General features: G+C 40.5%; 20 protein-coding genes. 5 read left to right on the top strand and 15 right to left on the bottom strand.

Features of this window, described 5'->3' with window-relative positions; translation table 11 throughout:
- Positions 1–213: 213 nt before the first annotated feature.
- The 8 genes from VGT41_00545 to VGT41_00510 form a co-directional block, all read right to left on the bottom strand.
- On the bottom strand, positions 214–975 hold the full coding sequence (locus tag VGT41_00545) for a hypothetical protein (GenBank protein ID HEV2600760.1): 762 nt from the start codon (positions 973–975) through the stop codon (positions 214–216).
- Positions 975–2138, bottom strand: coding sequence for a methyltransferase domain-containing protein (locus VGT41_00540; GenBank protein HEV2600759.1), 1164 nt, complete (start codon positions 2136–2138; stop codon positions 975–977). The genes VGT41_00545 and VGT41_00540 overlap by 1 nt, the downstream gene beginning before the upstream one ends.
- A 13-nt stretch (positions 2139–2151) precedes the next feature.
- Positions 2152–3207: a glycosyltransferase family 2 protein gene (locus VGT41_00535; GenBank protein ID HEV2600758.1), complete on the bottom strand. Its 1056-nt coding sequence runs from the start codon at positions 3205–3207 to the stop codon at positions 2152–2154.
- Complete coding sequence (locus VGT41_00530; protein ID HEV2600757.1) at positions 3204–3359, bottom strand: hypothetical protein; 156 nt, start codon at positions 3357–3359, stop codon at positions 3204–3206. The genes VGT41_00535 and VGT41_00530 overlap by 4 nt, the downstream gene beginning before the upstream one ends.
- Positions 3360–3487: 128 nt before the next feature.
- Positions 3488–4339 (bottom strand): glycosyltransferase, encoded by an 852-nt coding sequence (locus VGT41_00525; GenBank protein HEV2600756.1) that lies wholly within the window; start codon positions 4337–4339, stop codon positions 3488–3490.
- Positions 4340–4574: 235 nt separating this feature from the next.
- Entirely contained in the window at positions 4575–5789 is a 1215-nt protein-coding gene (locus VGT41_00520) for a collagen-like protein (GenBank protein ID HEV2600755.1), read from the bottom strand.
- A 301-nt stretch (positions 5790–6090) separates the two neighbouring features.
- A complete protein-coding gene (locus VGT41_00515) occupies positions 6091–7131 on the bottom strand; it encodes a hypothetical protein (protein HEV2600754.1) in 1041 nt (346 codons plus the stop codon).
- A 64-nt stretch (positions 7132–7195) separates the two neighbouring features.
- Positions 7196–8272, bottom strand: coding sequence for a collagen-like protein (locus VGT41_00510; protein ID HEV2600753.1), 1077 nt, complete (start codon positions 8270–8272; stop codon positions 7196–7198).
- 257 nt (positions 8273–8529) lie between these two features.
- Between VGT41_00510 and VGT41_00505 the strand changes: the two genes are divergently transcribed.
- Complete coding sequence (locus VGT41_00505) at positions 8530–8685, top strand: DUF1328 domain-containing protein (protein HEV2600752.1); 156 nt, start codon at positions 8530–8532, stop codon at positions 8683–8685.
- A gap of 84 nt (positions 8686–8769) precedes the next feature.
- Here VGT41_00505 and VGT41_00500 read toward each other — a convergent pair whose 3' ends face one another.
- Entirely contained in the window at positions 8770–9960 is a 1191-nt protein-coding gene (locus VGT41_00500) for a glycosyltransferase family 2 protein (protein ID HEV2600751.1), read from the bottom strand.
- 29 nt (positions 9961–9989) lie between these two features.
- The gene (locus VGT41_00495; protein HEV2600750.1) at positions 9990–11387 is read right to left on the bottom strand and encodes a glycosyltransferase; all 1398 of its coding nucleotides are present in this window, start codon (positions 11385–11387) and stop codon (positions 9990–9992) included.
- 153 nt (positions 11388–11540) lie between these two features.
- Here VGT41_00495 and VGT41_00490 point away from each other — a divergent pair, with 153 nt between their 5' ends.
- From VGT41_00490 to VGT41_00480, 3 genes are all read left to right on the top strand, one after another.
- Complete coding sequence (locus VGT41_00490) at positions 11541–12686, top strand: hypothetical protein (protein HEV2600749.1); 1146 nt, start codon at positions 11541–11543, stop codon at positions 12684–12686.
- 448 nt (positions 12687–13134) lie between these two features.
- Positions 13135–14583, top strand: a complete 1449-nt coding sequence (locus tag VGT41_00485; protein HEV2600748.1) for a hypothetical protein — start codon at positions 13135–13137, stop codon at positions 14581–14583.
- Between the two features lie 224 nt (positions 14584–14807).
- Positions 14808–17093 (top strand): spore surface glycoprotein BclB, encoded by a 2286-nt coding sequence (locus VGT41_00480; GenBank protein HEV2600747.1) that lies wholly within the window; start codon positions 14808–14810, stop codon positions 17091–17093.
- Between the two features lie 53 nt (positions 17094–17146).
- Here VGT41_00480 and VGT41_00475 read toward each other — a convergent pair whose 3' ends face one another.
- The 4 genes from VGT41_00475 to VGT41_00460 form a co-directional block, all read right to left on the bottom strand.
- Entirely contained in the window at positions 17147–17914 is a 768-nt protein-coding gene (locus VGT41_00475) for a beta-1,6-N-acetylglucosaminyltransferase (protein HEV2600746.1), read from the bottom strand.
- A gap of 408 nt (positions 17915–18322) precedes the next feature.
- Positions 18323–19144 carry a glycosyltransferase family A protein gene (locus VGT41_00470; GenBank protein HEV2600745.1) on the bottom strand — a complete coding sequence of 274 codons (822 nt, stop codon included), beginning with the start codon at positions 19142–19144 and terminating at the stop codon, positions 18323–18325.
- A gap of 2 nt (positions 19145–19146) precedes the next feature.
- On the bottom strand, positions 19147–20604 hold the full coding sequence (locus VGT41_00465) for a glycosyltransferase family A protein (protein ID HEV2600744.1): 1458 nt from the start codon (positions 20602–20604) through the stop codon (positions 19147–19149).
- A gap of 5 nt (positions 20605–20609) precedes the next feature.
- Positions 20610–21572 carry a glycosyltransferase gene (locus VGT41_00460; GenBank protein HEV2600743.1) on the bottom strand — a complete coding sequence of 321 codons (963 nt, stop codon included), beginning with the start codon at positions 21570–21572 and terminating at the stop codon, positions 20610–20612.
- A 222-nt stretch (positions 21573–21794) separates the two neighbouring features.
- Between VGT41_00460 and VGT41_00455 the strand changes: the two genes are divergently transcribed.
- Complete coding sequence (locus VGT41_00455; protein HEV2600742.1) at positions 21795–23630, top strand: ankyrin repeat domain-containing protein; 1836 nt, start codon at positions 21795–21797, stop codon at positions 23628–23630.
- Between the two features lie 71 nt (positions 23631–23701).
- Here the strand turns inward: VGT41_00455 and gmd are convergent, their stop codons facing one another.
- A complete protein-coding gene (gene gmd / locus VGT41_00450) occupies positions 23702–24814 on the bottom strand; it encodes a GDP-mannose 4,6-dehydratase (protein ID HEV2600741.1) in 1113 nt (370 codons plus the stop codon).
- Between the last annotated feature and the right edge of the window lie 8 nt (positions 24815–24822).

Here is a 24822-nt window from a genome sequence, read left to right as displayed (position 1 = left end):
CCTTCTCTAACCGTCATGGTGAGAGAGCCTTGGCGAACGTAACCATCCAGAAATAAATGCGCCGGTAAGGCGCGACAAACAGGTTTGATAAGTCACAGGATTGCCTTTCTCCGATTCTTATATTTTGTAGGAACTCTTGTATGGCTGCGATAATTTCGTTCACACAGCCTAGAGTCTATTCGAAAATTATAGATGTCCTAAGCCAAACCCAGATTAATCTGGCAACTGACTCCAAGCCACCCCTTGCATCAGATGATGCTCGGTATACCGATCAGATTTATCATAATTACGTACATCAGAAAGATGTAAATGGCAACATTGAATCGTCAAACAGGGATTGATTACCGCAAGACCACTACTTGCTGCTTGAAATGCAATTCGGCTATCGCACTGCATAGTTCCCATAAAAATATCTGATCGATTAAACGCACGCAGTGGGGTTTGAAACATCCAAACATCTTGTGACCGAATTGATGCATCCGGCCAAAACTTTCCTTCTTTGTTGTATTGCTTAAAGATTTCAAGGGAGCCATCCTGCCGCACATCCCATCGCGTGAGTGCAAAGAAAAGATCGGTAAAATCATACCGATCCAATAGTGTTAACGTGTCATTAAAATAAATATCCGCATTGCTTAAAATAATCCGCCTATTGGGGTATAACCGATTTGCAAGATCAAAACAGTACGCATATGGCACGCGCCCTTGCACATAACTTATTGCAACACCAGACTGGATAAGATGATCAAGAATCACATTGTTACCCTCATCTTTAACCGTGTCGTAAATAACATGAATGCTGTCAATACTGGTATGCATGCGATTACGCTCAAAACATTCAATATATTCAGCAATACGCTCAGCATTAGTTTCGTTGTAAAGCACAGTAATGAGCACAAATCCATTATCAATATTAGCCAATAGCCCCGCACTGCATGCTACGGCAATCGATACTATAATTTTTTTTAACATCTGCATCACATCACCTTTGCTGTATCAATACACCATAATAAATGTGCATACACCCCTTGTGACTGCGCAAATGGAATCCAATGCGCTAAATACCAGCTCAGCACATCTTGCGGCGTTTTATTTTGCAACATTTGCACGCTAAAATCTAAACTTGCTTGCGGATCGAATATCCAACGACCATCATCATTATCAATAGTAGCGATGTTCTCACCTTGTAAAATCATATTCCACGGGAAAAAATCAAGATGTAAGCCAGTGTACGCATTACGTACTGCACGCTCAATCATTTCAGGCTCTGGATAGGCACCTCCCAACATTTTAAAAGTAAGCAAATTAATCCCTTGATTCCATGCATAGGTTGCATTAGTTTCTGTCTTTACAACTGTTTTTTCTGTATTCGTGCTGGTTATAACCAATTTTGAATACCCTGGTTCGTATAGCTTTTTTTCAAACCAATGTCGCCTTTGCATCTGCGTTTTTACCCGCTCAAACCAGAACATTTTTCCGGTCACATTCGGATCCGTGTGGCGCGGGGTCTCACAAATGACCGTGCCCTGCTGATCAAAAAGATATTTTTCTATCGGCCGAATCGTTGGATGCTTATCTGCAAAAACGTCATCTGATGGCGGTGTTTCAATAATAATATTGTCTCCCATCTTAAATAATGCGTCTGCAGCCCGTTGCCAATCTGATCCTACATGATGTAAAATATTAAACGCCAATATCACATCAAAATGCTCACAGGTTGCAAGTCGTTCAAGTTCTGCTGGTGTAATTCTATGACGCAAAAAAACAATATTATCTAACTCTGTATTCAGCTTACATAACTGTAATAGCTGCTCAGTGGTGCGCCAATCATTATTATAATCACCTTCAACCATCACACAGGTTGCATCATATTCATACGCAATTTTGAAAGAAAAGTAACCTTGCGATGCGCCAATATCAAGCACCGTAATTGGTCGCTGATAGCGATCAAGGATGGTTTTCAGCGCTTCGTATCGATGCGCACATTCACGCACGCCTGGTTTTACCACCACATTATTAATAACAATATCTTGGTACTGTTCCTTTAAAAATCCATCCGCAAGGACATCTTCTTGAGCCGCAGATACTAAAATGCTAGAAAATAATGATACTAATAACAAAATCATATTTTGCTTCTTCATACTACTCCTTAAATCATAACGCTGATTGTAATCGGCCTCTAATTTCCTGCACAGCCGCAATACTCCAAATATCTAAATCTTTGAAGTATTCCATACCATATCGCTTGAACCACACTTCAATCTCTTCTATCTTTGTAACAAGCGGCTTAATATACGCACATCCATCAAAAAACGGGTATGCATACCATTGCGCAGGCACCGGCGCGCATACAATGTTATCTACCTGCGAAAGAATGCCACTGTATAAATATTCGTTATACACTTTATTAAGATGTTGTGCGTTCGCAAACCGTTGCTCGTCTGATGCGCCAGATTCATTCAAGCGAATAAATTCAAGGCACATATACCATCCCTTTTTTACATCAATATTTTCCAAGCTTACACATTTAAAATGGAGAACTCCGGTACGCACATCGTCATAATAAAAACTTTTAACCTTATCAGCGCAGATCATTTTTTCTGGCTCACGCGATACATGGATACATGCTGATCCATGCCATGACTGATTGTCATCATAAGTACACACCCCATCATCCGCAAATGCATATACACGACGCCATTTGAGCAATGTTGGATTGCACTGCGCATCATTACGATATGCATACAAATCATTCCACTGATGGATCGTTGGTAATCGCAAAGTCTGCCCTGGCTTTAATTGCAACAACTTTTTGCGTAACCAATCCCCTTGCAAACATAATGCAGAAAACATCTCATCTGCGTCAAGCACAATAAAATGAGTACCTCCTGCTCTGCGGCCCGCAATCAATAGCTTTTCACGATTATCCCGCTCTGAACCATTTTGCCAGGCTGAGACTTCGTTTTGTACAATCTCTTCTATCGGCAATTCACCCATTAAACTTTGTATAATCTGTACGGTATTGTCATTGGAAGCATCATCGAGCACAACAATCCCATCCGCATACAGACTCAACATACGCAAACATTGCTCAACCACTTCCCGTTCGTTACGAATCTGCAATAATGCAACAATTTTTGTATCAGCAGAGTCTGGAAACAAATACCCGGTAGAGACAAATAATAAAAAAATAATTTTATTAACATTCATACAAGATCCTTTATAAAGAGATTTTCGTAATGCAAAAAACTAGTACAATGCAAAGGATATTCACTATCGTCGTCACGAGCCTGCGTGGTGATCCAGGAAATAGTGTGCTCAGTATGAGCGCGACTAAATAGATCTTTTTTTATTGTCTTCATCAAAATACTCCTTTATTAACCTGGATCGCCACGCACGCCAATGGCGGCTCGCGACGACGATCGGAAATTTCTTATTCCTGGTTAGCTTTCATATATGGCAATAATTTTCGGATCAACTCTAATTACTGTTATCGATCTAAAAATTCAATTTGCTGAAATACTGTATCATACAGTTCGTGATACGTTTTACGTAAAATCTCTTTTTCTCTGGTTCCTGTGGCAGATGCGCCGGGAAATTCGCTTGAAGAAAGGCCATTTGGATTCCAATAATATAATCCATGGATACCATCAACCCGTTTAAATTTTACATCGCCAAATATTACCGCGCGTAACCACATTTCTAAATCACCTGCCGATCTAAATCGTTCGTCAAAAAGGCCATAATAATGGTGTAACGATTTACGCCACATTGGATTATTACATGGATAGGGAACAAATTTACGAATCAATAAATCTTTATTAAAATCTCGTGTACTTTGCCAAATGGTGAATCCATTGGCACTATTATTTTCGAATGTTTCATGCGGTTTTGTGGTAATATATACGCCCGAATAGGCAAGGTCAACGGTTGAATCTTCATCTAAAGCTTGTGCATGTTTTTCATAGCAACATGGATTCAATCGATCATCTAAATTTGCATTGGTTACATAATCAGCACTCGCCATTTTTATACCAATATTCCAAACTGCATACAGTCCTGGATCTTCTTCCAGCCGTAAATATACAATGTTGGGATACTGTTCCATATATCTCTTAATGACCGGCTCTTCATTATGAGGAGAATTTGCGTTAATCATAATGAGTTCGCATTGATCAAAAATTGTTTGTCGCGTTATATCTTGCATAAACTCTTCGATATAGTCATCTCCCTTATATACCGATGTAATAATAGAAACTCGATATGGAGATGCCGAAAAGAGAAAATTACTGCTGGCGGCCACCACACATGTCAAATAAAAACCAATTATTCTACTAACCATTGTTTGCTCCCCTAAAAACAAATAATGAGAAACCGTTTGAAATAAATCACTATCAACCAAATAAGATCATATTCAAATAGATAAAGTCAACATTTGTATTCAACATCACCAAAAGTAGCTATTTTCTCATAGAATCTATAGAAAAGAACAAAAAAAATGGCAGCGCCTATACATATGTATAGGCGCTGCCATAATTAAAACCAAAAAATTATATTTTTTGGTGCATTGTCAGATATTATGCAATCAATAAAATAGTTAAAGACTGGGCATTGGGATTGGCTTCTACAATAGTAATCTGAGGAGTAACAGTAAGTGATCCTACGTTTCCTGAAGGATTAACTACAGCCAATACAGAATTAATAACGTTTGTTGTAATAATGTAGTTCCCTACCATCGCACCTCCCGCAACTCCATTGGTAGTAACTGTGTCCAGCAACTCTACACCATTTAATTCAAGATCTAATTGCCCAAGGGTCGTAGCGCCCACTCTAAACGTAACAAAATATGTTCCAATGATTGGTAAGATAAAGCTTGAGCCATCAACGCGAATAATACTGCCTGCTAATGGTCCACTCTGTGGAAAAGGAACTCGACCAGTACCAGGTGTGGTTTTAGGTGCAATTGCGAGAGGGTAATCGCCGTTTCCAGGTATCAGTGCAGCCAATCCAAAAAACATTGATCCTGCTACTGTTCCCGATAAACCTGTTGCACCTGTAATTCCGGTAGCGCCTGTTATGCCCGTTGCTCCTGTGGCTCCTGTAAGACCTGTAGCACCAGTAACGCCAGTGATTCCAGTTATGCCTGTAGTCCCTGTAGCACCGGTAACGCCTGTGCTGCCTGTGACTCCTGCTGATCCCGTTGCTCCGGTATTACCCGTTGCGCCTATTGCTCCCGTTGCACCAGTGGCACCTGTAAGGCCATCCATCCCTGTAGCTCCAGTTGCTCCCGTCACTCCGTCCATTCCGGTTGCGCCTGTAGCACCAGTAATTCCATCCATTCCTGTAGCACCGGTGGCTCCAGTAATTCCAGTTACACCTATGGCACCCGTTGCACCAGTCGATCCAGTAGCACCTCTCATACCTGTGGCACCCGTAGCGCCAGTAACACCTTGATTTGTATTTGTAGGAAAGCAAGTAGTAGCTTGATTTGTAGGGAAGCAGCAGTTATTGAGCGCCCGGTATAATGCTTTTGAAGAATCATCTAGCGTGTTAACATGTGCTTCGCCTGCATTTGCTGCTTCGGATAAAACTTTCAACAGTATGTACCAATCATGCTTGGGGAGCACATAATATAACGATAAAAGAGTTTTTTTTGCCTGTTCGCTGAGATAAGCAACCGACTGATCTAACTGTGCGTCAAAGCTTATATCATCTGCAGAACTATCTACTGCAACAGTATGCAAAGGCACTAACATAAAAACTAGCAATAATAACATGCTTCTTTGGTTCATAAACTCATCCTTTTTAAATTGATTTGATTAGATAACTCCCATCTTTTGACTAGCTCCCCCAATTTTTAATTACATCCTCCTCTATTTTGATTAGAACTATTATTACGTTGTGACACTATTTTATATATTTTTAAAAGTCAACGGAGAAAATAATATGAAGAAAATAATGCATTATTGGGCCAAAATAATAAGTCTCTCGATTCTGTTTAATTGGCCAGAAAAAAATCGGCAGCGCCTATACATATGTATAGGCGCTGCCATAATTAAAACCAAAAAATATACCTTGGTGGCTTATTATGTATTATGCGATCTGTAAAATAGTTAAGCTCTGGGCATTAGCATGAGTTTCTGCGCCATTAGCAGGAGTAATAGTAAGCGCTGGTGAATTTCCTACGGGATTAACGACAGCCAACACTTCACCAGGAACGCTTGTTGTGATAATGGCGTTACCGATAATTGCATGTCCACCTGCAGTTGGATTCATATTAACGGCAATAGTTTGCGGTAAGTCGACACCAGCCAGTTCAAGCTGTAATTGCCCAGGCTCTGTAGTGTGCACTTTAAAAGTAACAAGATATGTTCCAATGGCTGCTAAAGCAAAACTTGAACTATCAATGCGAGTAACACTAGCCGTTGATAGCCCCTGTGGGAAAGGAACTCGACCAGTACCAGGTAAGGTTTTAACTGCAATCGTAGCAGGATAATCAGTTGGTCCGCCATTGCCTGTTCCTGTAGTTAATCCAAAAAACATTGCTCCTGCTATCGTTCCAGATGAACCACCGGTAGCACCCGTAGCGCCAGTAACGCCTGTGGCTCCTGTAGGACCTGTTGCTCCAGTGATACCCGTAATTCCGGTAATGCCAGTAGCTCCCGTTGCGCCAGTAGGCCCAGTCACTCCTGTAGGACCTGTTGCACCGGTGATACCAGTTGCGCCAGTAATGCCAGTAGCTCCTGTAGGACCTGTTGCCCCGGTTGTACCCGTGGCTCCCGTGGCTCCCGTCGCTCCTTTCATACCTGTAGCTCCAGTAGCACCTTTATTGTCAGAAAAACAACAATTACGTAGAGAGCGGTATAATGCTTTTGAAGAATCATCTAGCGTGTTAACATGTGCTTCGCCTGCATCTGCTGCTTCGGATAAAACTTTTAACATTACATACCAATCACGATTGGGTAGTACATAATATAACGCTAAAAGAGTTTTTTTTGCCTGCTCACTCAGATATGCAATCGAATGATCCAATTGTGCATCAAGGTTTATGTCATTTTCAGAACTGGCTGCCGCAACAGTGTGCAGCGGTATAAACAGAGAAAATAAAAACAATAGTATAATTCTTTGTTTCATAAACTCACCCTTTAATTAAATAGTTAAAACCAAAAAATATAACTTTTTGATACATTGCCATCTGTTATGCAATCAATAAAATAGTTAAACTCTGTGCATTAGCATGGATACTTCCAGTAGCTGCGCCAGGAGTAATAGTAAGCGTTGTTGTTGTTACATCATTTCCTGGGGGATTAATTACGGCCAATACAGAATTAGGAGCGCTTGTTGTAATGATTGCATTACCAATAATTGGATGTCCACCGTCTGGAGCAGTAGTTGGATTCAGATCAACGCCAATAGTTTGCGGTAACTCCACGCCATTCAATTCGAGTTGTAATTGCCCAGGCTGTGTAGTATGCACTCTAAAAGTAACAAAATATGTTCCAACGGTTGGCAAGAGAAAACTTGAAGGCTCAAGAATATTAGGATTACGAATAATACCACCTGCTGTTGGTCCATCCTGTGGAAAAGGAACTCGACCAGTAGTAGGTATAGTTTTGGGTGCAATCGGAGAAGGATAATCAGTTAGTAGGGGATTTAAAAATGTTCCGGTTAATCCAAAAAACATTGATCCTGTTATTGCTCCAGAGAAACCAGAAATTCCAGTTATCCCTGTAGCACCCGTTATGCCCGTAGCACCTGTCGCTCCAGTAATTCCGGTAGCTCCGGTAGGACCTGTCGCACCAGTGACACCAGTGTCTCCCGTAGCCCCTGTGATACCAGTAGCGCCCGTATTTCCCGTTGCGCCAGTGGCACCCGTTGCACCAGTCACTCCGGTAACACCAGTAGCTCCTCTAGAGCCGGTAGCGCCCGTAGCACCTTTCATCCCTGTGGCGCCGGTGGGCCCTTTGGGGTTAAAACAAGTGTTACTGTTGTTTGTAGAGAAGCATATTTTTTTTAAAGAATCATCAAGTGTGTTGACATGTGCTTGGCCAGCATCTACAGCTCCGGCTAACACTTGCAGCATCACATACCAATCATGCTTGGGTAGTACATAATATAACGCTAAAAGAGTTTTTTTTGCCTGCTCGCTAAGATAAGCAACCGACTGATCTAACTGTGCATCAATGCTTATATCGTTTGCAGGACTGTCTGCAGCAATAGTGTGCTGCGGCATTACTATAGAAAGTAAAAATAGTAGTATAACTTTATACTTCATAAACTCACCCTTTGATTAAATTAATTACGCATCATCTCATTTTTTGATTAAATCCTCCTATATTTTGATTAGAACTGTCATTACGTTGTGACACTATTTTATATATTTTTAAAAGTCAACGGAGAAAACAATATGAAGAAAATAATGCATTATTGGGCCAAAATAATAAGTTTCTAGATTCTGTTCAAACTTTTAAAATATAGTAGTACTGAAAAACTGTTTTAAGTATCTATAACTTTCATAAAGGAGAAACAATGTTGTTACATTGGACTATGGTTTTTTTGGTATTAGCTATTATAGCTGCAGTACTCGGATTTGGTGGCCTTGCACAAGAAAGCGCGGGAATTGCAAAAATATTATTTATCGTTTTTTTAGTGATATACGTTTTATCGTTTTTTGCCTACCGGGTTTAATATCACGTAATATTTAATCTATTAAGATGTATGGCGTTAAAATTACTTTTAACGCCATCTCTATATCAAACAACGATCGAAAGCTTATGTTTTTATCGCTGATTTTCGCTCTACATACAATTTTAAATTAAAATTCAAATGCCATGCAGCTGGCTGCACTTCAAGCGCTTTTCGTACTGCCCATTCACCAATTTCATATTCCCCCACATACCATGCACATATACCCAAAATATCATATCTCACAAAGTCGTACTGGTATTTTTCTATAAATAAAACATCATTCACCGGATATGGAACTTGCACGGCACGTGAAGCAAACAGAAAGGCAAGATACATCTCATGTTTACCCAAATAATATTGCGCCAATGCCACCAACGACTCTGCTCTTTGCGGACGCATAGAGTACGCTTTAAGATAATGCTGAACAGCAAGAGGACACAATGCGTCAGGAGACTCTTGCAAGGCAAGCTGTCGTGCAACATTTCCCATACGAAGCTGTATTATAAAATTTTCTTGATCCCATCCCTGTATGGCAGCGCGCTTTTTATAAAATGTATACGCATTTTCCCAGTCACCCAGGCAATCATATGTTTGGCCAAGATAAAAAAGAGTACGATCATTACTCGGATCTTTTTCATGTTCTTTTAATAATAAGTCACGATCTCGATGCCAACGTTGCGCAGATTTTTCCATTCCTATGGCCCTTGGTGCCCATTCAAAATACACATCCTGTGGTAATGTAACGAACGTCAGCTGATTAAGTGTTTCGTGAACAGCCCCAACAAACCGAATATTTCTACGACAGCGAATTAATCTTGTAACACCAAAAGCCTGTGTGGTGCTGGCTGCTGTAATGGTATAGGAATTATGAAAATCATTTTTATGCTCCTCGCAAAACTGCAAAAGACCTGCCGCATTATGGATATACCATTCAGCATCAGGCATTACCATAAAGGTAGCATCAGGGAATATAGTTTGTGCGGCATCAAGTGCATGATTCCGTGATTCAGCAAAATTAATAAATGGCTCTTCTACAACATGCCCATTTGTTATGCCATGCTCCTTAAAAAACTCTTTAACAATTTCCTGCGTACCATCACAAGACCCTGTATCGAAAATAATATAATCTTTCACGCCACCCTTAACAAACGGCTCTAACGTATCGACTATTACCGTCGCTTCATTTTTTACCATCAGCACAACCACCAAAAGTGGATCGGCATATATAAAACAAAATTGAAAAACAAACAACAATAAATATTTTTTTAGCTTCATTTTACCAACTCCTATTTTTTAACTTCGTTTTAGCAATCCCATAGATGCCGATATTTTTGAACAACAAGATTATTTTCATAATTACGTTGGGCAACCTTTCTAGCATCCTGATCTGTAGAAAGACCTGTTGGATTTTCAAAATATAATCCACTTATCCCTGGCACATGCTTAAAATACACCCCCGCGGCAGCAAGACGATTCCAATATTCATAATCGCCTGCAGAAACATACTGCTCATCAAAAAATCCATACCTATCATGTAATAATGTACGCCACATAGGAAAAGGGCCACATACACAGAGATTCATCCCCTTTGCTGTAAACTCACCTGGCTGTATGAGATAGGCATGGGTATTATTTTCAAAAGTTTCGTTTGGTTTATACGTATTATAAAAATCTGAATACACCAAATCGATGGTGCCATCTTCTTCTAAAGCGCGTGCATGCATTTCAATCGATTCTGGATTACGGCGATCGTCAATATTTGCATTGGTAACCAAATCAGCACGAGCCTTTTTAATGCCATAATTCCATACTGCGTACAAACCAGGATCAGCTTCAAGCCGTTCATAGATAATATTAGGATATTGCTCACAATACTGCTTTATGATTGGCTCTTCATTTCCCGGAGAATTTGCATTAATTATGATTAGTTCGCACTCTTTAAAGATAGTTTGCCTAACAATATCAGCTAAGAATCCTTCTATAAATTCATCCCCTTTATAGACCGATGTGATAATCGAAACGCGTGGCTTTTTGCAGTGATCCGAGCTGCCATGATATTTTCCATCATAGAGATAAAAATAATATGGCTCTTCAATAACCGCTTCAGTTTTTAACAAAGCTGACTCCGCTAGCAAATGAGCCCACGAATAATCTTCTCCATAATTAGCCTCTGGAAATGAAAACTGAGCAGCTATATCTCGCTTGATAGGATTTAAGTGGTTCGGAGGGCGGAAGTGAACTCCATCTTCTGTGCAATATTTATTATTATACGCAATCGAATGTTTAAAAATTTCTGGATTTTTTCCGTGGGTTGTCATAATCCCCACAAGACTCACGCAATCAGGTTTTTGTTGTAATTTTTCGTAAATCATAGGCACATAACGACCATGCACATCGTCATCATCATCTAAAAAACTAACATACTCCGCCTTACTTTGTTGGAGTAAGAAATTACGTTTATACCCAATGGAACGCTCACGGTTATCTCTAAAAAACAGAATTTCAACCTGGTCGTTTAACTGATTCACCTCTATTTGCCGTTGCACTTTAGCACGTAATGTGTCAAAACTTTTTTTACGCTCCTCAAGCGTGCAAATCAAAATACTCCATAATTTAGCCTGTACTTTATTGGTGTCAGCGCATAACGGCCGAACCATAACTAATACTATACATGCGATTCGCATTATCCGTTTCTGTAACATATCTCTCTCTCAATGTATAAAAAATAATAAACAGATGTACTCAACCATTATGCGAAAGAGTTGTCAAACTTTTTAAAACTATTGTCAAATCTAGCATCAATCATTTAGTGTAAAAAAAGTCAAAATATAATTTTTATAAAAAAGGATGGATGTATGAAACAAAAAATTATACTGTTTTTTTTACTCTCTATGGCAATGCAGTCACCCACTATTGCTGCAAACAGTTCTGAACGTGATATGCAATTAAATAATCCGCACATTCTTATCAGCGAGCAAGCAAGAAACATTCTTTTAGCATTATCTCATGTGCTATCCAATCATGATTGGTCTTTAGTATTTAAAGCTTTATCCGTAGATGCTGACCAAATAGACTTGAGTACACTAGATTCAGCATCAATGCGCGCCCTTCAAAAAAGATTATTCAAATCGAGCGGTAATTGCGCGCCTCTTAATTGTTGTATGAATCCTAAAGGTGCTACTGGTCCAAGAGGTCCTACCGGTATGAAGGGGACTACGGGAGCCACTGGGGTAACAGGAGCTACTGGTCCTGCTGGAAGCGGCACGGGTATAACTGGCGTTACCGGAGCCACAGGTAATACTGGGGCAACCGGCGCAACCGGAGTTTGTGGACCTTGCGTAACAGGAGCTACTGGAGCTACAGGTAGTACAGGCAATACTGGCGTTACTGGAACAACTGGAGCAACTGGGCTTACAGGAGTAACAGGATCTACCGGCGCAACTGGAGCTACTGGGGCAACTGGCGCCACTGGAACAACAGGAGCGACTGGTATGACTGGCGCAACGGGTGCGACCGGTGCTACTGGAACTGGAGTATCAAACAATTTTTTCTCAGCATATGATATAACCACAAGCCCAGACCAAGTGACAATCGCCCCTAATTCATTCACCGATCTGGTATTTAGTAACCATGCTATAACGAGTGCTGCCTGGACCCATGCCCTAAATGGAGCCACATTTACCTGTAATCAAAGCGGAATCTATCTCATTGCATTTGAGGTATTTGCGAAGGCAGGGACCGGAGGTACTTCAAATGTTGGATCAATACGCGCTACCATCAATGGCGGCGAAATTCCTGGTAGCAAGGTAGCTGAAGAAATGCACTTTGCTACCCTTACACAACCATTTTTCAGCCAAATCATAACTCCTTTCAATGCAGGTGACGTTTTAATAATTCAATTTGCTGCAAGCAATCAGCTGATAGTAACTCATAACGCTAACTTTGATGCAAACACGGGACCCGCAGTTAATGCAGAAATTGTGATTCAAAGATTGAGTTAATACTTTTCATTATTTTTCATAAAAACCCTCGGTTGTTTTGCGAAACACCCGAGGGTTTTTCTTTTTAGCATCATTCTTAACTACTTCACCCCAACCATACATTTTTAAATAAATCTTATAAATATATGCAACTCAACTGTTACTTACAAGAGTTGTTAATTTTTTATATACGATTTAGTGTTAAAACAATGAAAATACTCCATAATTTAGTCTGTACTTTATTGGTGTCAGCGCATAACGGCCGAACCATAACTAATACGATACATGCGATTCGCATTATCCGTGTCTGTAACATATCTCTCTCTCAATGTATAAAAAATAATAAACAGATGTACTCAACCATTATGCGAAAGAGTTGTCAAACTTTTTAAAACTATTGTCAAATCTTGTATCAATCATTTAGTGTAAAACAAGTCAAAATATAATTTTTATAAAAAAGGATGGATGTATGAAACAAAAAATTATACTGTTTTTTTTACTCTCTCTGGCAATGCAGTCACCCACTATTGCTGCAAGCAGTTCTGAACGTGATATGCAATTAAATAATCCGCACATTCTTATCAGCGAGCAAGCAAGAAACATTCTTTTAGCATTATCTCATGTGCTATCCAATCATGATTGGTCTTTAGTATTTAAAGCTTTATGCGTAGATGCTGACCAAATAGACTTTAGTGCACTAGATTCACCATCAATGCGCGACCTTCAAAAAAGATTATTCGAATCGAGCGGCAATTGTGCCCCTCTTAATTGTTGTATGAATCCTAAAGGTGCTACTGGTCCAAGAGGTCCTACCGGTATGAAGGGGACTACGGGAGCCACTGGAGCTACTGGTCCTGCCGGAAGCGGCACGGGTATAACCGGCGTTACCGGAGCCACAGGTAATACTGGGGCAACCGGCGCAACCGGAGTTTGTGGACCTTGCGTAACAGGAGCTACGGGTGCAACTGGAGCTACTGGTCCCTCTGGAGGGGCAACGGGACCAACGGGTCCTATGGGTGCGACAGGTCCAATGGGAGCAACGGGTCCAATGGGTGTAACGGGTCCTACTGGCGCTACTGGAGCTCCTGGTCCAACGGGAGCAACTGGTATTACTGGAACAACTGGTACAACTGGCGCTACGGGAAGTACAGGTGCCACAGGTCCTACAGGCGCTACTGGGGCGCCTGGTCCAACGGGGGGAGCTACTGGAAACACAGGTGCAACCGGTTCTACAGGTGCGACCGGCGCAACTGGAATCACCGGGGCAACTGGCGTTACGGGAAGTACGGGTGCCACGGGTCCTACAGGAGCAACGGGCATTACAGGAGCTACTGGTGTTTGTGGTCCTTGCGTAACAGGAGCAACTGGTCCTACGGGAGCTACCGGCTCAACAGGCTCTACTGGAACAACTGGCGCTACTGGCGTTGGGGTAACCGCAGACTTATTTTCAGCGTATGATATCACAACAACTCAAGTTACCACCACTAGCAACGTATATAAAGATCTCCACTTTAGCAATAACGCAGAAGTGACCGCTGCTTGGACTCATGCAGCGGGCACTGCCACGTTTACTTGCAATCAAACCGGGGTCTATTTCGTTGGGTTTACCGTATTCATGATGACAAACGGCGGAGGTGGCGGTTCAAATATTGGTTCAATACGCGCTGTCATCGGTACCGGAATAATTTTTAATGAAGTTCCTGGTAGCAAAACAACACAAGAAATACAATCTGCTTCGAATACACAGCCATATTTCAATCAATTCATTGTTAATATAACTGCAGGTCAAGTTTTAAAAGTTCAATTTGCTGCAAGTGATAAACTTATAGTAACGCATAACACTCACTTTGATACCATCCCCGCCATAACAGGAACGCCTGCAATTAGTGCAGAGATTGCAATTCAGAGATTGATGTAAGTATCTTTATTCTTTATATATACAAAAACCCTCGGTTCTTTTTCGAAACACCGAGGGTTTTTGTTTTTAATATTATTTTTGCCCACCCTCACCCCAACCGTACATTTTTAAATAAATCTTATAAATATATGCAACTCAACTATTATTCGCAAGAGTTGTTAAATTTTTATATACGATTTAGTGTTAACACAATGAAAATACAATTTTTATAAAAAGGTAAGGTTTTGAAGCAAAAAGTAATTCTGCCATTTTTACTGTCTATGATAATGCCACTACAAACCGTAGCTACGGATAATTCTGAAAAAGAGACCTGTATAAATACCCTTAAGACAATATTCGCTGATTCTAATATTCACATCGATGAACAGGTACAAAACAGCTTGTTAGAGCTATACCGTGAACTACCTGCTCATGATTGGTCTTTGTTGCTAAAGATATTAGCGGACATAACACATAAAAACCAAACAAACGGGAACACTGATACGTTAAAAAAATTATACCAATCAATCCATAACTGTTATAACAATCCTAATTTCAAAGGAGCAACCGGGGCAACAGGTGTCACTGGTATAACCGGCCCAAAGGGTGCCACGGGCATAAAAGGCGTAACAGGACCAACTGGCGCGACAGGGGCTCTGATGTTACAGGTGACATTACAAGCGCAGGTGTTGCCGGGCACTCCAGGTGACGTCGGGGCCACTGGACCTACGGGAGCCACCGGTACAACAGGTGTCACTGGAGTAACTGGCGCTACTGGGGCCACCGGTGCTACTGGCGAAGCTGGACCTATCGGTGAGACCGGATTAACTGGTGATGTCGGAGCTACTGGTCCTACAGGAGCAACCGGTACAACAGGCGCTACTGGCATAACTGGATCTACTGGGGCCACAGGCGCAACTGGACCAATCGGGCCTATTGGCGAAACCGGACTAACCGGCGACGTTGGAGCCACTGGACCTACGGGAGCTACCGGTGCAACGGGTGCTACTGGTATAACTGGATCCACTGGAGTTACTGGAGTGACCGGTATAACCGGATCTATTGGCGAAACCGGACTAACCGGCGACGTTGGAGCCACTGGACCTACGGGAGCAACCGGCACAACGGGTATTACAGGTACAACAGGTGTCACTGGAGTAACTGGTCTCACTGGGATAACTGGTCTCACTGGGATAACTGGTGCTACTGGAGCAATGGGTGAGACCGGATTAACCGGTGACATTGGAGCTACTGGTCCTACGGGAGCAACTGGTGCAACGGGTGTCACGGGAGTAACTGGCGCTACTGGGGCCACAGGTGAACCCGGAGAAATGGGGCCTATTGGTGAGACTGGATTAACGGGTGACGTTGGAGCCACCGGACCCACGGGAGCAACTGGTATAACTGGCGCTACTGGAGTAACGGGCACTACTGGGGCGACCGGGATAACTGGACAAATGGGACCTATTGGCGAGACAGGTTTGACTGGCGACATTGGAGCCACTGGGCCTACGGGAGCTACCGGGGCAACAGGTGCCACTGGTATCACTGGCGCAACCGGGGCCACAGGCGAAGCTGGGCCTATCGGTGAAACCGGATTAACTGGCGACGTTGGAGCGACTGGGCCTACGGGAGCCACCGGTACAACAGGCGCTACTGGCATAACTGGATCTACTGGGGCCACAGGCGCAACTGGACCAATCGGGCCAATCGGAGAAACAGGATTAACTGGCGATATTGGAGCTACCGGGGCAACAGGTGCCACTGGAGTAACTGGTCTCACTGGGATAACTGGCGCTACTGGCGCAACTGGTGTTACTGGAACCACGGGGGCGATCGGGACAACCGGTACTACCGGCATTACAGGAGCAACTGGTGCCACGGGTGTCACTGGGATAACTGGGGCAACTGGACTAACCGGGCCAATTGGAGAAACAGGATTAACTGGCGATGTTGGAGCTACTGGTCCTACGGGAGCTACCGGGGCAACAGGTGCCACTGGAGTGACTGGTATAACCGGATCTACTGGAACCACTGGTGCCACGGGAACAAGCGGCTCTGTTATAGCAAGTGATTATTTTTCAGCTTATGATACAACAACAACCCAAACTACAAGCTCCAATAATACATTTAAAGATCTCACATTTAATACCAATGCATCTTCAAATTCTAGCTCTGCATGGTCTCATACCGCAGGTGCCGCTGAATTCACCTGTGCACAAACTGGAACCTATTTTATTGGATATAACGTATATCTAGAAATAACCATAGGTTTATCTTTAAACGTTGGTGCAGTCCGAGCCGTGATTAATGGTTCTGAAGTTTCTGCTAGCAAAGCGGTAGAAGCTATGCAATCTCTTGCAGTCGCACAACCATTTTCTAATCAATTCATTATTAACGTAACTGCAGGGGATGTTTTAAAAATTCAATTTGCTGGGACCAATCAAGCACAAATATTACATGCTACTAATTTCGACGCAAATAGTGGGCCAGCAATTAGTGCAGCAATTACAATTCAACGATTAAAATAAACATTATTATTTTCGTATAAAAATCCTCGGCAAACATAACCGAGGATTTTTCTTTATGTTTGGTATTCCCACCGATATGGAAGGTATCTATTAAGCAATGTAAGATCGCACTTTTCGGTTATCTTACGAGCAAATAAAAAACCTAATCGCTGAGCATTAATAAGCATTGAAAGCTCACTTGGATCTCTCAAATCAGTAAAATGATATGGATATTTTTCAGCCTTCACTCCCCATTCAACATATGTTGTACTCACCCGAATAATTTCATCAATTAACCCACAATTAATTAACAAAGTGGATGGATAATGTTCTTGATCGCAAGGATAACGCGTAATAATATCTATATAATATCTGTCATCAACCATTAATTGTGCATGTTTTCTGTTTAGAACAACCCATTGGCTATTTTTATATTGCTTATCCTGTGGTATCGGCTGTAAATTACGAGGCCCCCATGTATTACCCACATAAGGACTGGAAACAAAATAAAACATGCTTTTCTCATCACTCATAATTCGAGCATAGACTGTATCAAAATTTTGCAATGGAATCGTTGACTCTGAGATGAAAATAAATTTTGTATTTTCAGAATCTTGCAATGCTACGCGCAAAAGCTCTATCTGTGCCCGCATGGTATTTGCCCACGTGGTATCAATTTTATATGTCATCTCATAGGGCTTCAAAAAATCACCTGTTTTAAGATGTTCTTTTGAATGAGCATATAGAGAATGTGCATCCTCATGCCCTGCAAAAAAATCTTTCCAATGATCTTGATGATAAACATCCGCAATGGTCAAAAAAAGAAATGCTATTTTCAACATGTGTCCTACTCCTTTTACAATAAATTAATATCGGCTCAATCTAGAAAAACGCTAAAATAACATGAGCTCGGTGTAAAGATATTTAGAATAAGGTCGCGCCCATGCTGGGCGCACGCATTCTGGATTACTACGCATTCGCTCATAATGACAGTAGGCAATGCGCTTATGTTCTGTAGCAAGTAGCAGTGGTAGTGAAGAAACTTATTTGAAAAGTAAAGCTACGAAGTATAGATAAATATTATTAGCACCTTTGTCGTTCTCTAACCGTCATGGTGAGAGAGCCTCGGCGAACGTCGCCATCCAGATAATTGTGCGCCGATAAGGCGCGACCAAATATTACTTTATTCAATAGTCTTTATCTGCTTCTTACATCGAGCTCACGTTAAAGTAGTAAACAATATACTCCTCTTAGATCCACGTCACTTCAGAAATACCCAACGGTGCATATGGCGGCATCCATTTAATAAACTCTGCTAACATTACCTGATATGCCTTATCTACTTTATCATTATTGATTGCATTCATTCTGTTATACTCATACAACACGTCAGAAATAAACTTAAAGCGACCTCCGGACATTTCAAGCATAGGATACATAAATACCTTATCGCAGGCCATCCTGAAAAACTCACCTTTATATAAACAATCCTCATACCTAATCTTTTTAAATAATCCGGCATAAAACGTTCTAATTTGACAAGCAACCCACGAATGCTTTCTATACAAATTGAACTTGATACAATGTCTCGGATAATCTTGGCTCCATCCTATAGCCCCTGATGGATAATAACGAAACTGACCATACGTCATCCATACGTTTGGATTTTGATATTCCTGATTAATACGTGTAAAAACCTGATCATGTACAAACCAATCATCTCCATCGGTTTGTAAAATAATTTTATGATCATCACAACTATGGACTGCTCTATATATATGAGCTAACGCCCCCTGTCGCATACCGCTTCTTATGATCGTTGTGCGATGCGATTGACCAGATTCTATACTATATTGCTCAACCAAATCTCCTGTACCATCAGTCGAGCAATCATCTACGTAAATAACTTCATAATTTTTATATTTTTGACAATATACAGAGTCAAGATTCCGTTTATACCAATCTTTGTTATTATACGACGTTATAACAACGACTAACTCTTTTTCTACGTAGTCAGATTGCGCTAAAACTGTATTAAAAACGAATAGCAAAAATATCATACCGTAATACACAGTCACTCCTCTTTGACTTTCGACAATTCATAACAAATACCAACCTGATTTAAATTAAACATGCCACCATTCCAAATCGCTTCAAGCTCGCTTATTGACCTAAATCGTAAGGGCGCAATGACACGCATAACATCTATCGCACGATACAAAGCAGCAGTTGCATACGGCTTTCGCCATGCATACTCTGCAACAGAAAATTGCCATGCAACAAAACCAGAATCTATGGCAATTAATGATGGAATTTGTTGCTCCTTTTGCAAATATGGTTGCTGCGCAACGTCCTGGCCCAATCCATAATAAACACCATGGGCTTGCGTTTGCTCCATAACCTGAATAGATGCAACAGCATCAATAGGTCCAATAACAGACATCGTATCTTTTGCAAAAATAATATGAGAATACGCAGGATCAGAAACCAACTCCATCATCTGAGCTTTTAAATCAATCACTGGTATACACTGCACATCCGCCCATCGCTGTTTTATCGATTCATATAAAGCACCCTGATTTGTCCTATACAACACAACAATATCAGCAACCCCCTGCAGATATCGCGCAACAGAATCAAGCAACGCATCAAGCCCATGAGAATTGTTATCAGAAAAAATAAGTAGTCGAGCTTTTTGCTCTTTCAACTCTTGCTTTGGTGCATAAGGGACACAATACAAAGGACTGTATTTACGCTGCGCGCGAATCACATGATCAAGATGCAGCTGCAACAACCACCGTTTTTTAAAATCATTTTCTGGAGTATGACAATTATAGATATACAAAATATCAGGAATAAATGCGATACGACCTGCTGACATCTCAAGCATGGGAAACATAAAAGCTAAATCACATGCTGTTTCATAAAACTGTCCTTCATATAGTAAATCTTTAAGTTGTATACGTTTAAATAATCCCGCATAAAATGTACGTACCGCAGAGGTGATCCACTCATATTCTCGATACCCATTATATTTCACCACTGCAGGTGGCATAGGTTTACTACGCCCCGGTTTATCCGGCGGATCCATACTATATTGGCCGTACGTCATCCAAACATTTGTATTTTGGTATTCTTGATTGATACGTGCAAGGACATTATTATGCGTAAACCAATCATCTCCATCCAAATTAACTATAATTTCATAATCGGCACACAAATGCGCTGCGCGATAATGGTTTGCAAGAGCACCGCATCGTTGTTCGTTTTTAATAAGTGTAACGTGATCTTGATACCCACATTTTATTACATAATGTTTCACCAACTCATACGTGCCGTCAGATGAACAATCATCTATATAAATCACTCGATAATTATCATACTGTTGCTGAAATATCGACTCTAAATTTTTTTCATACCACTGCGCATTGTTATAAGAAGGAATAACTATCGCAAATGGCTTTTGCTCCGCAGAAACAAATAAAAAAATAGAAAACATAGATAATTGCGCCAACAAACGCATATAAACCATTATGACTATCCTATTGTTGCATGAGTTGGCAGCCAGCTACCCGCCCAATGATGCACTGCAAATGACTCTTTTTTTTGCCAAATATCTGATGACAATCTTTGCTGATCATACCCCATTGGATAAAAATAAGAAGCAGGTAATGCAACATCAATAGTCAATCCGTTTTTCATGTAGTGACAAAATAAACGAGTGAAATAAAAGGGTCCAGTTCTACAAATAATCTGTTTTTCTGCGCAACTATTTTTAATGTTTTCTATCGCCAGTTTCATAAGTGGGTGTCCCACAATAGCACCCACCAACCCAATGCCCAGCTGGCCATATCCAGTATCTAATGGTTGAATACCAACATATAAATCATACATGTGATGCAACAGATCGCATGGTTGCAACGACTCAAAATCAGTATCAACATACAAACCACCAACGTTATACAAAATTTCATACCGTAAGATATCTGATTTCTCGCCATAATTAGTTGCTTGATCAAAATAGATGCGATTAGTAAACGATACAGTGCGGACATCAACCACAAGACGCTTGACGCTCTGTTCTGTCCCGAGCAAAGCTGATAGCTCATCAAACGAACCCACCACGCGCTCACCCTTAGAAAAATTAATTGGATTATCGGTCCAAAAAACAGAGCACCATTCTGGATGATGCTCTTTCCAACTCCGATAATAGGTTTCATAGGCGGTAGGAAACTGACTACCTAACCAAATATGATGGATAATTTTAGGAATTTTTATCCGTGCTTGTGGCACGACACGGGTAAAATTATTACGTGCATATAACCATTTAAAAGCGTTTAAAAATTGATACCGCCCTTCATATTTCTGAGGCGATTTTTGATCTGCACTTGCACCCATCGAAATATCAAAGGAAGCATATGGTATATGATGCAATCCATATATATCCCACCAACTGATTAATACCCATATAGCAGCAATTAATGTCTTACATCGTTTCATATATATCTTTCTATAAAGCCTCTTGATCAATGAGCACACGAAAATAATAGATACCATATTATTGATACGATGTATCCCTGTAATCATCGCAATTTTATCCCTTTACCCCGATTGTTTAAACCCCACACCACATTATTATTGACTTTTTAACACAAGAAGCCTTAGTTTTAATTATATAATAAAACAAACTGAATAAACCCCCTTGCTCTAAAAAGGAACTTTATGAAGCTATTTATAAAAAAAAGTCTGCTAATAGGTATCATGATTAATTTGAACATAGGACTAAACCTTTATGCAGCAGACCCGTCTGAACAAAAAGCGAAAAAACGACTCGATATCCTTACAAGACAGCTACAAAGCGCCCCTGTGCCTATATCGAATGTCAAACCAGAAGACGTTGCTGCTACTCAAACCTTTCTTGAAGAATCCGGTTATTGTGAAGACATCAGAAATATGTGGATCGAAGAATTGATCGAACATCGTGATTTAATAAAAAAAATGTTAGAAAATGAAATACTATATGAACCTACCCATTTTGTTTTTTATCATGCACAAAACCAAGATAATTATGGCTTTGCACAATTTTTAAGAAATCTATACAACTATGAGCATCCCAAAGACCCATTGCATTCTGATTTTGAATTTCTTCGCTTTTGGCAAGATGGCTCCAAGTATTCAAATGTTAATGATTATTTAGATAGTTTCGGTATTCCTAATCCTTTTGTTCCCAAGAAAGGAAATTTAAATGATTACAATGAACGCATTCAAGCGGTCCTTTTATCGGTAAATCCAACAATATTTGGCAACTTTAACTCAGCTGCTATAGGCGAATGTACATACGATTATTTCTTACAAAATCGTAGCATACAAAATGCTACCAGAAAGAGTTTAGAAAGAATCTTTAAAAAGAATCAATTTAAATCATCGTTTATTGATGACCTTCTTAATATTAATAAACAATTTCAATCTAAAACAGGTAATATTATACAAATCTTTATACCAAAAAACTTAGTCAATAGTTGTACATATTTTGCAAAACCATGGGGCGTCCCTCGAGGTGCACCATTCGTTGATGCACAAGGTAATCCCATCGCCAACAATGATTATGACGCCAAACGCAAACGATATATAAAAACTAATACCATTCTTGAGATAGTCCAAAATAAAACAGGTATCATAGAATATTCAGCGTCTATTCAACTCAGGCTATTTTTCTCAAAAACAGGCCCTTTACTAAACCCTAATATGGGCGCTAAGGTGTTTTATTTCACCACCCTGTCAGAAGAGCAATTACAAAATTATAAAGAACAAATTCGGAATGTTTCAGAAAAAATATTTGCCCAAAGACCCACATCTGCATCTCAAATAAAAAAGATATTCCCTGGATCTGGGGTAGAGTCACGATCGCTCACAACACAAGAATCAAGCACCGTTGAGCAATCAATGAAAAATCTAACTACACCAAACAATTTACTGCAAGCAGTACGCGTACCTAATGCAATTGAAATAGTAACAAAAATGCTAAAAAATGGGGCTAATATAAATATGTACAATCGTAGAGGTGAAACACCATTAATGCATGCCGCCCAATATGGCAATGTAGGTATAGTAAGCTTTCTACTTCAGCATGGCGCTAATATAAAGGCCATTGAGACTGATGACAAGAACGTATTATTTTATGCAATTAACAATAAGGACTTAAATGTTTTACAATTTTTAATAGATGAAGGAGTGCCAGTTGATAGCCGTGATATATTAGAAAGAACACCATTAATACTTGCCTGCCGAAACGGAAGGTTAAAGGCTGCACAACTGTTAATAGACAACAAAGCCGATGTTAATGCCCTGGATTCAAAAAAGGAATCCGCATTAATGTTAGCTGTTACCCATGAACATTTAGACGTTGTACAACTTTTACTGAAAGCGAATGTTAATATTTATGCTACAAATGATGAAAATAACACCGCTCTGCAAATAGCAAAAATAATAGGCAATAAAGACATTATTGCCCTACTACAAAAAGCACAAAACAAAAAACAGACACCAAGCAAATTATAAGACAAACGAGTGAGAGGCGGTGATGAGCCGCCTCCTTGCCATAGTTTAATAAAATCAGTGACTCTCTCCACCTATCGATACAGCGTTGATGCAATACCTTTAACCAATTGCATCTCACTTTGCATCATTTCGCGCACAAGCTCATCAAAAGATGTCCGTTGCTCCCATCCCAATACTGCTTTCGCCTTGCTTGGATCTCCCAACAGCTGTTCTACTTCTGCAGGCCTGAAATATTTTTGGTCTACGAGTACAAGCACTTCCCCGGTATCTGCATGCTTTCCACACTCATCAAGGCCTGAGCCTTCCCAAACTATTTTAATATCAACATATGCAAAGGCCCGTTCCACGAATTCGCGCACCGTATGCATCTGCCCCGTAGCGATCACAAAATCATCTGGGGTTTGTTGTTGTAACATCAGCCACATCGCTTCGACATAATCGCGTGCATGTCCCCAGTCCCGTTTAGCATCTAAATTTCCTAAATATAACGCCTTCTGCAATCCACATCTAATACGAGCCACAGCGCGAGTAATTTTACGTGTTACAAAGGTTTCTCCGCGAATGGGCGATTCATGATTAAATAAAATTCCGTTACACGCAAATATATCATACGCTTCACGATAATTTTTGGTTATCCAAAAGCCATAGAGCTTTGCAACGCCATAGGGAGAACGTGGATAAAATGGCGTTTGTTCTGTTTGCGGAATCTCTTGCACTTGGCCATACAACTCACTCGTTGAAGCTTGATAAAATTTTGTTGTATCTTGTAACCCAATAACACGTATTGCCTCTAAAATATGCAAAGTTCCTAAGCCATCTACCTGCGCGGTATAAAGCGGCAATTCAAATGATACCTGCACATGACTTTGTGCCGCCAAATTATAAATCTCATTTGGTTCAATTGCTCTAACCAAATTAATCACATTCAATGGGTCAGTAACATCTCCATAATGGAGTACAAAGCGAGCATTTTGATTTAACAATACGTCTTCATATAAATGATCAATGCGGCCAGTATTCAATGATGACGAACGACGCTTAACCCCATGAACCTCATACCCTTTTTTCAACAAAAACTCTGCAAGATAGGCCCCATCTTGTCCCGTTACACCAAAAATTAATGCCTTTGGAGCCTCTGCACACACATTAGCATATACAAATAACAACCATACTAATCTCTTCATGCTTCTTC

The sequence above is a fragment of the Candidatus Babeliales bacterium genome (assembly GCA_035944115.1).
GTDB lineage: Bacteria > Babelota > Babeliae > Babelales > Vermiphilaceae > DASZBJ01.
This window is presented reverse-complemented; position numbering and strand designations above follow the sequence as displayed.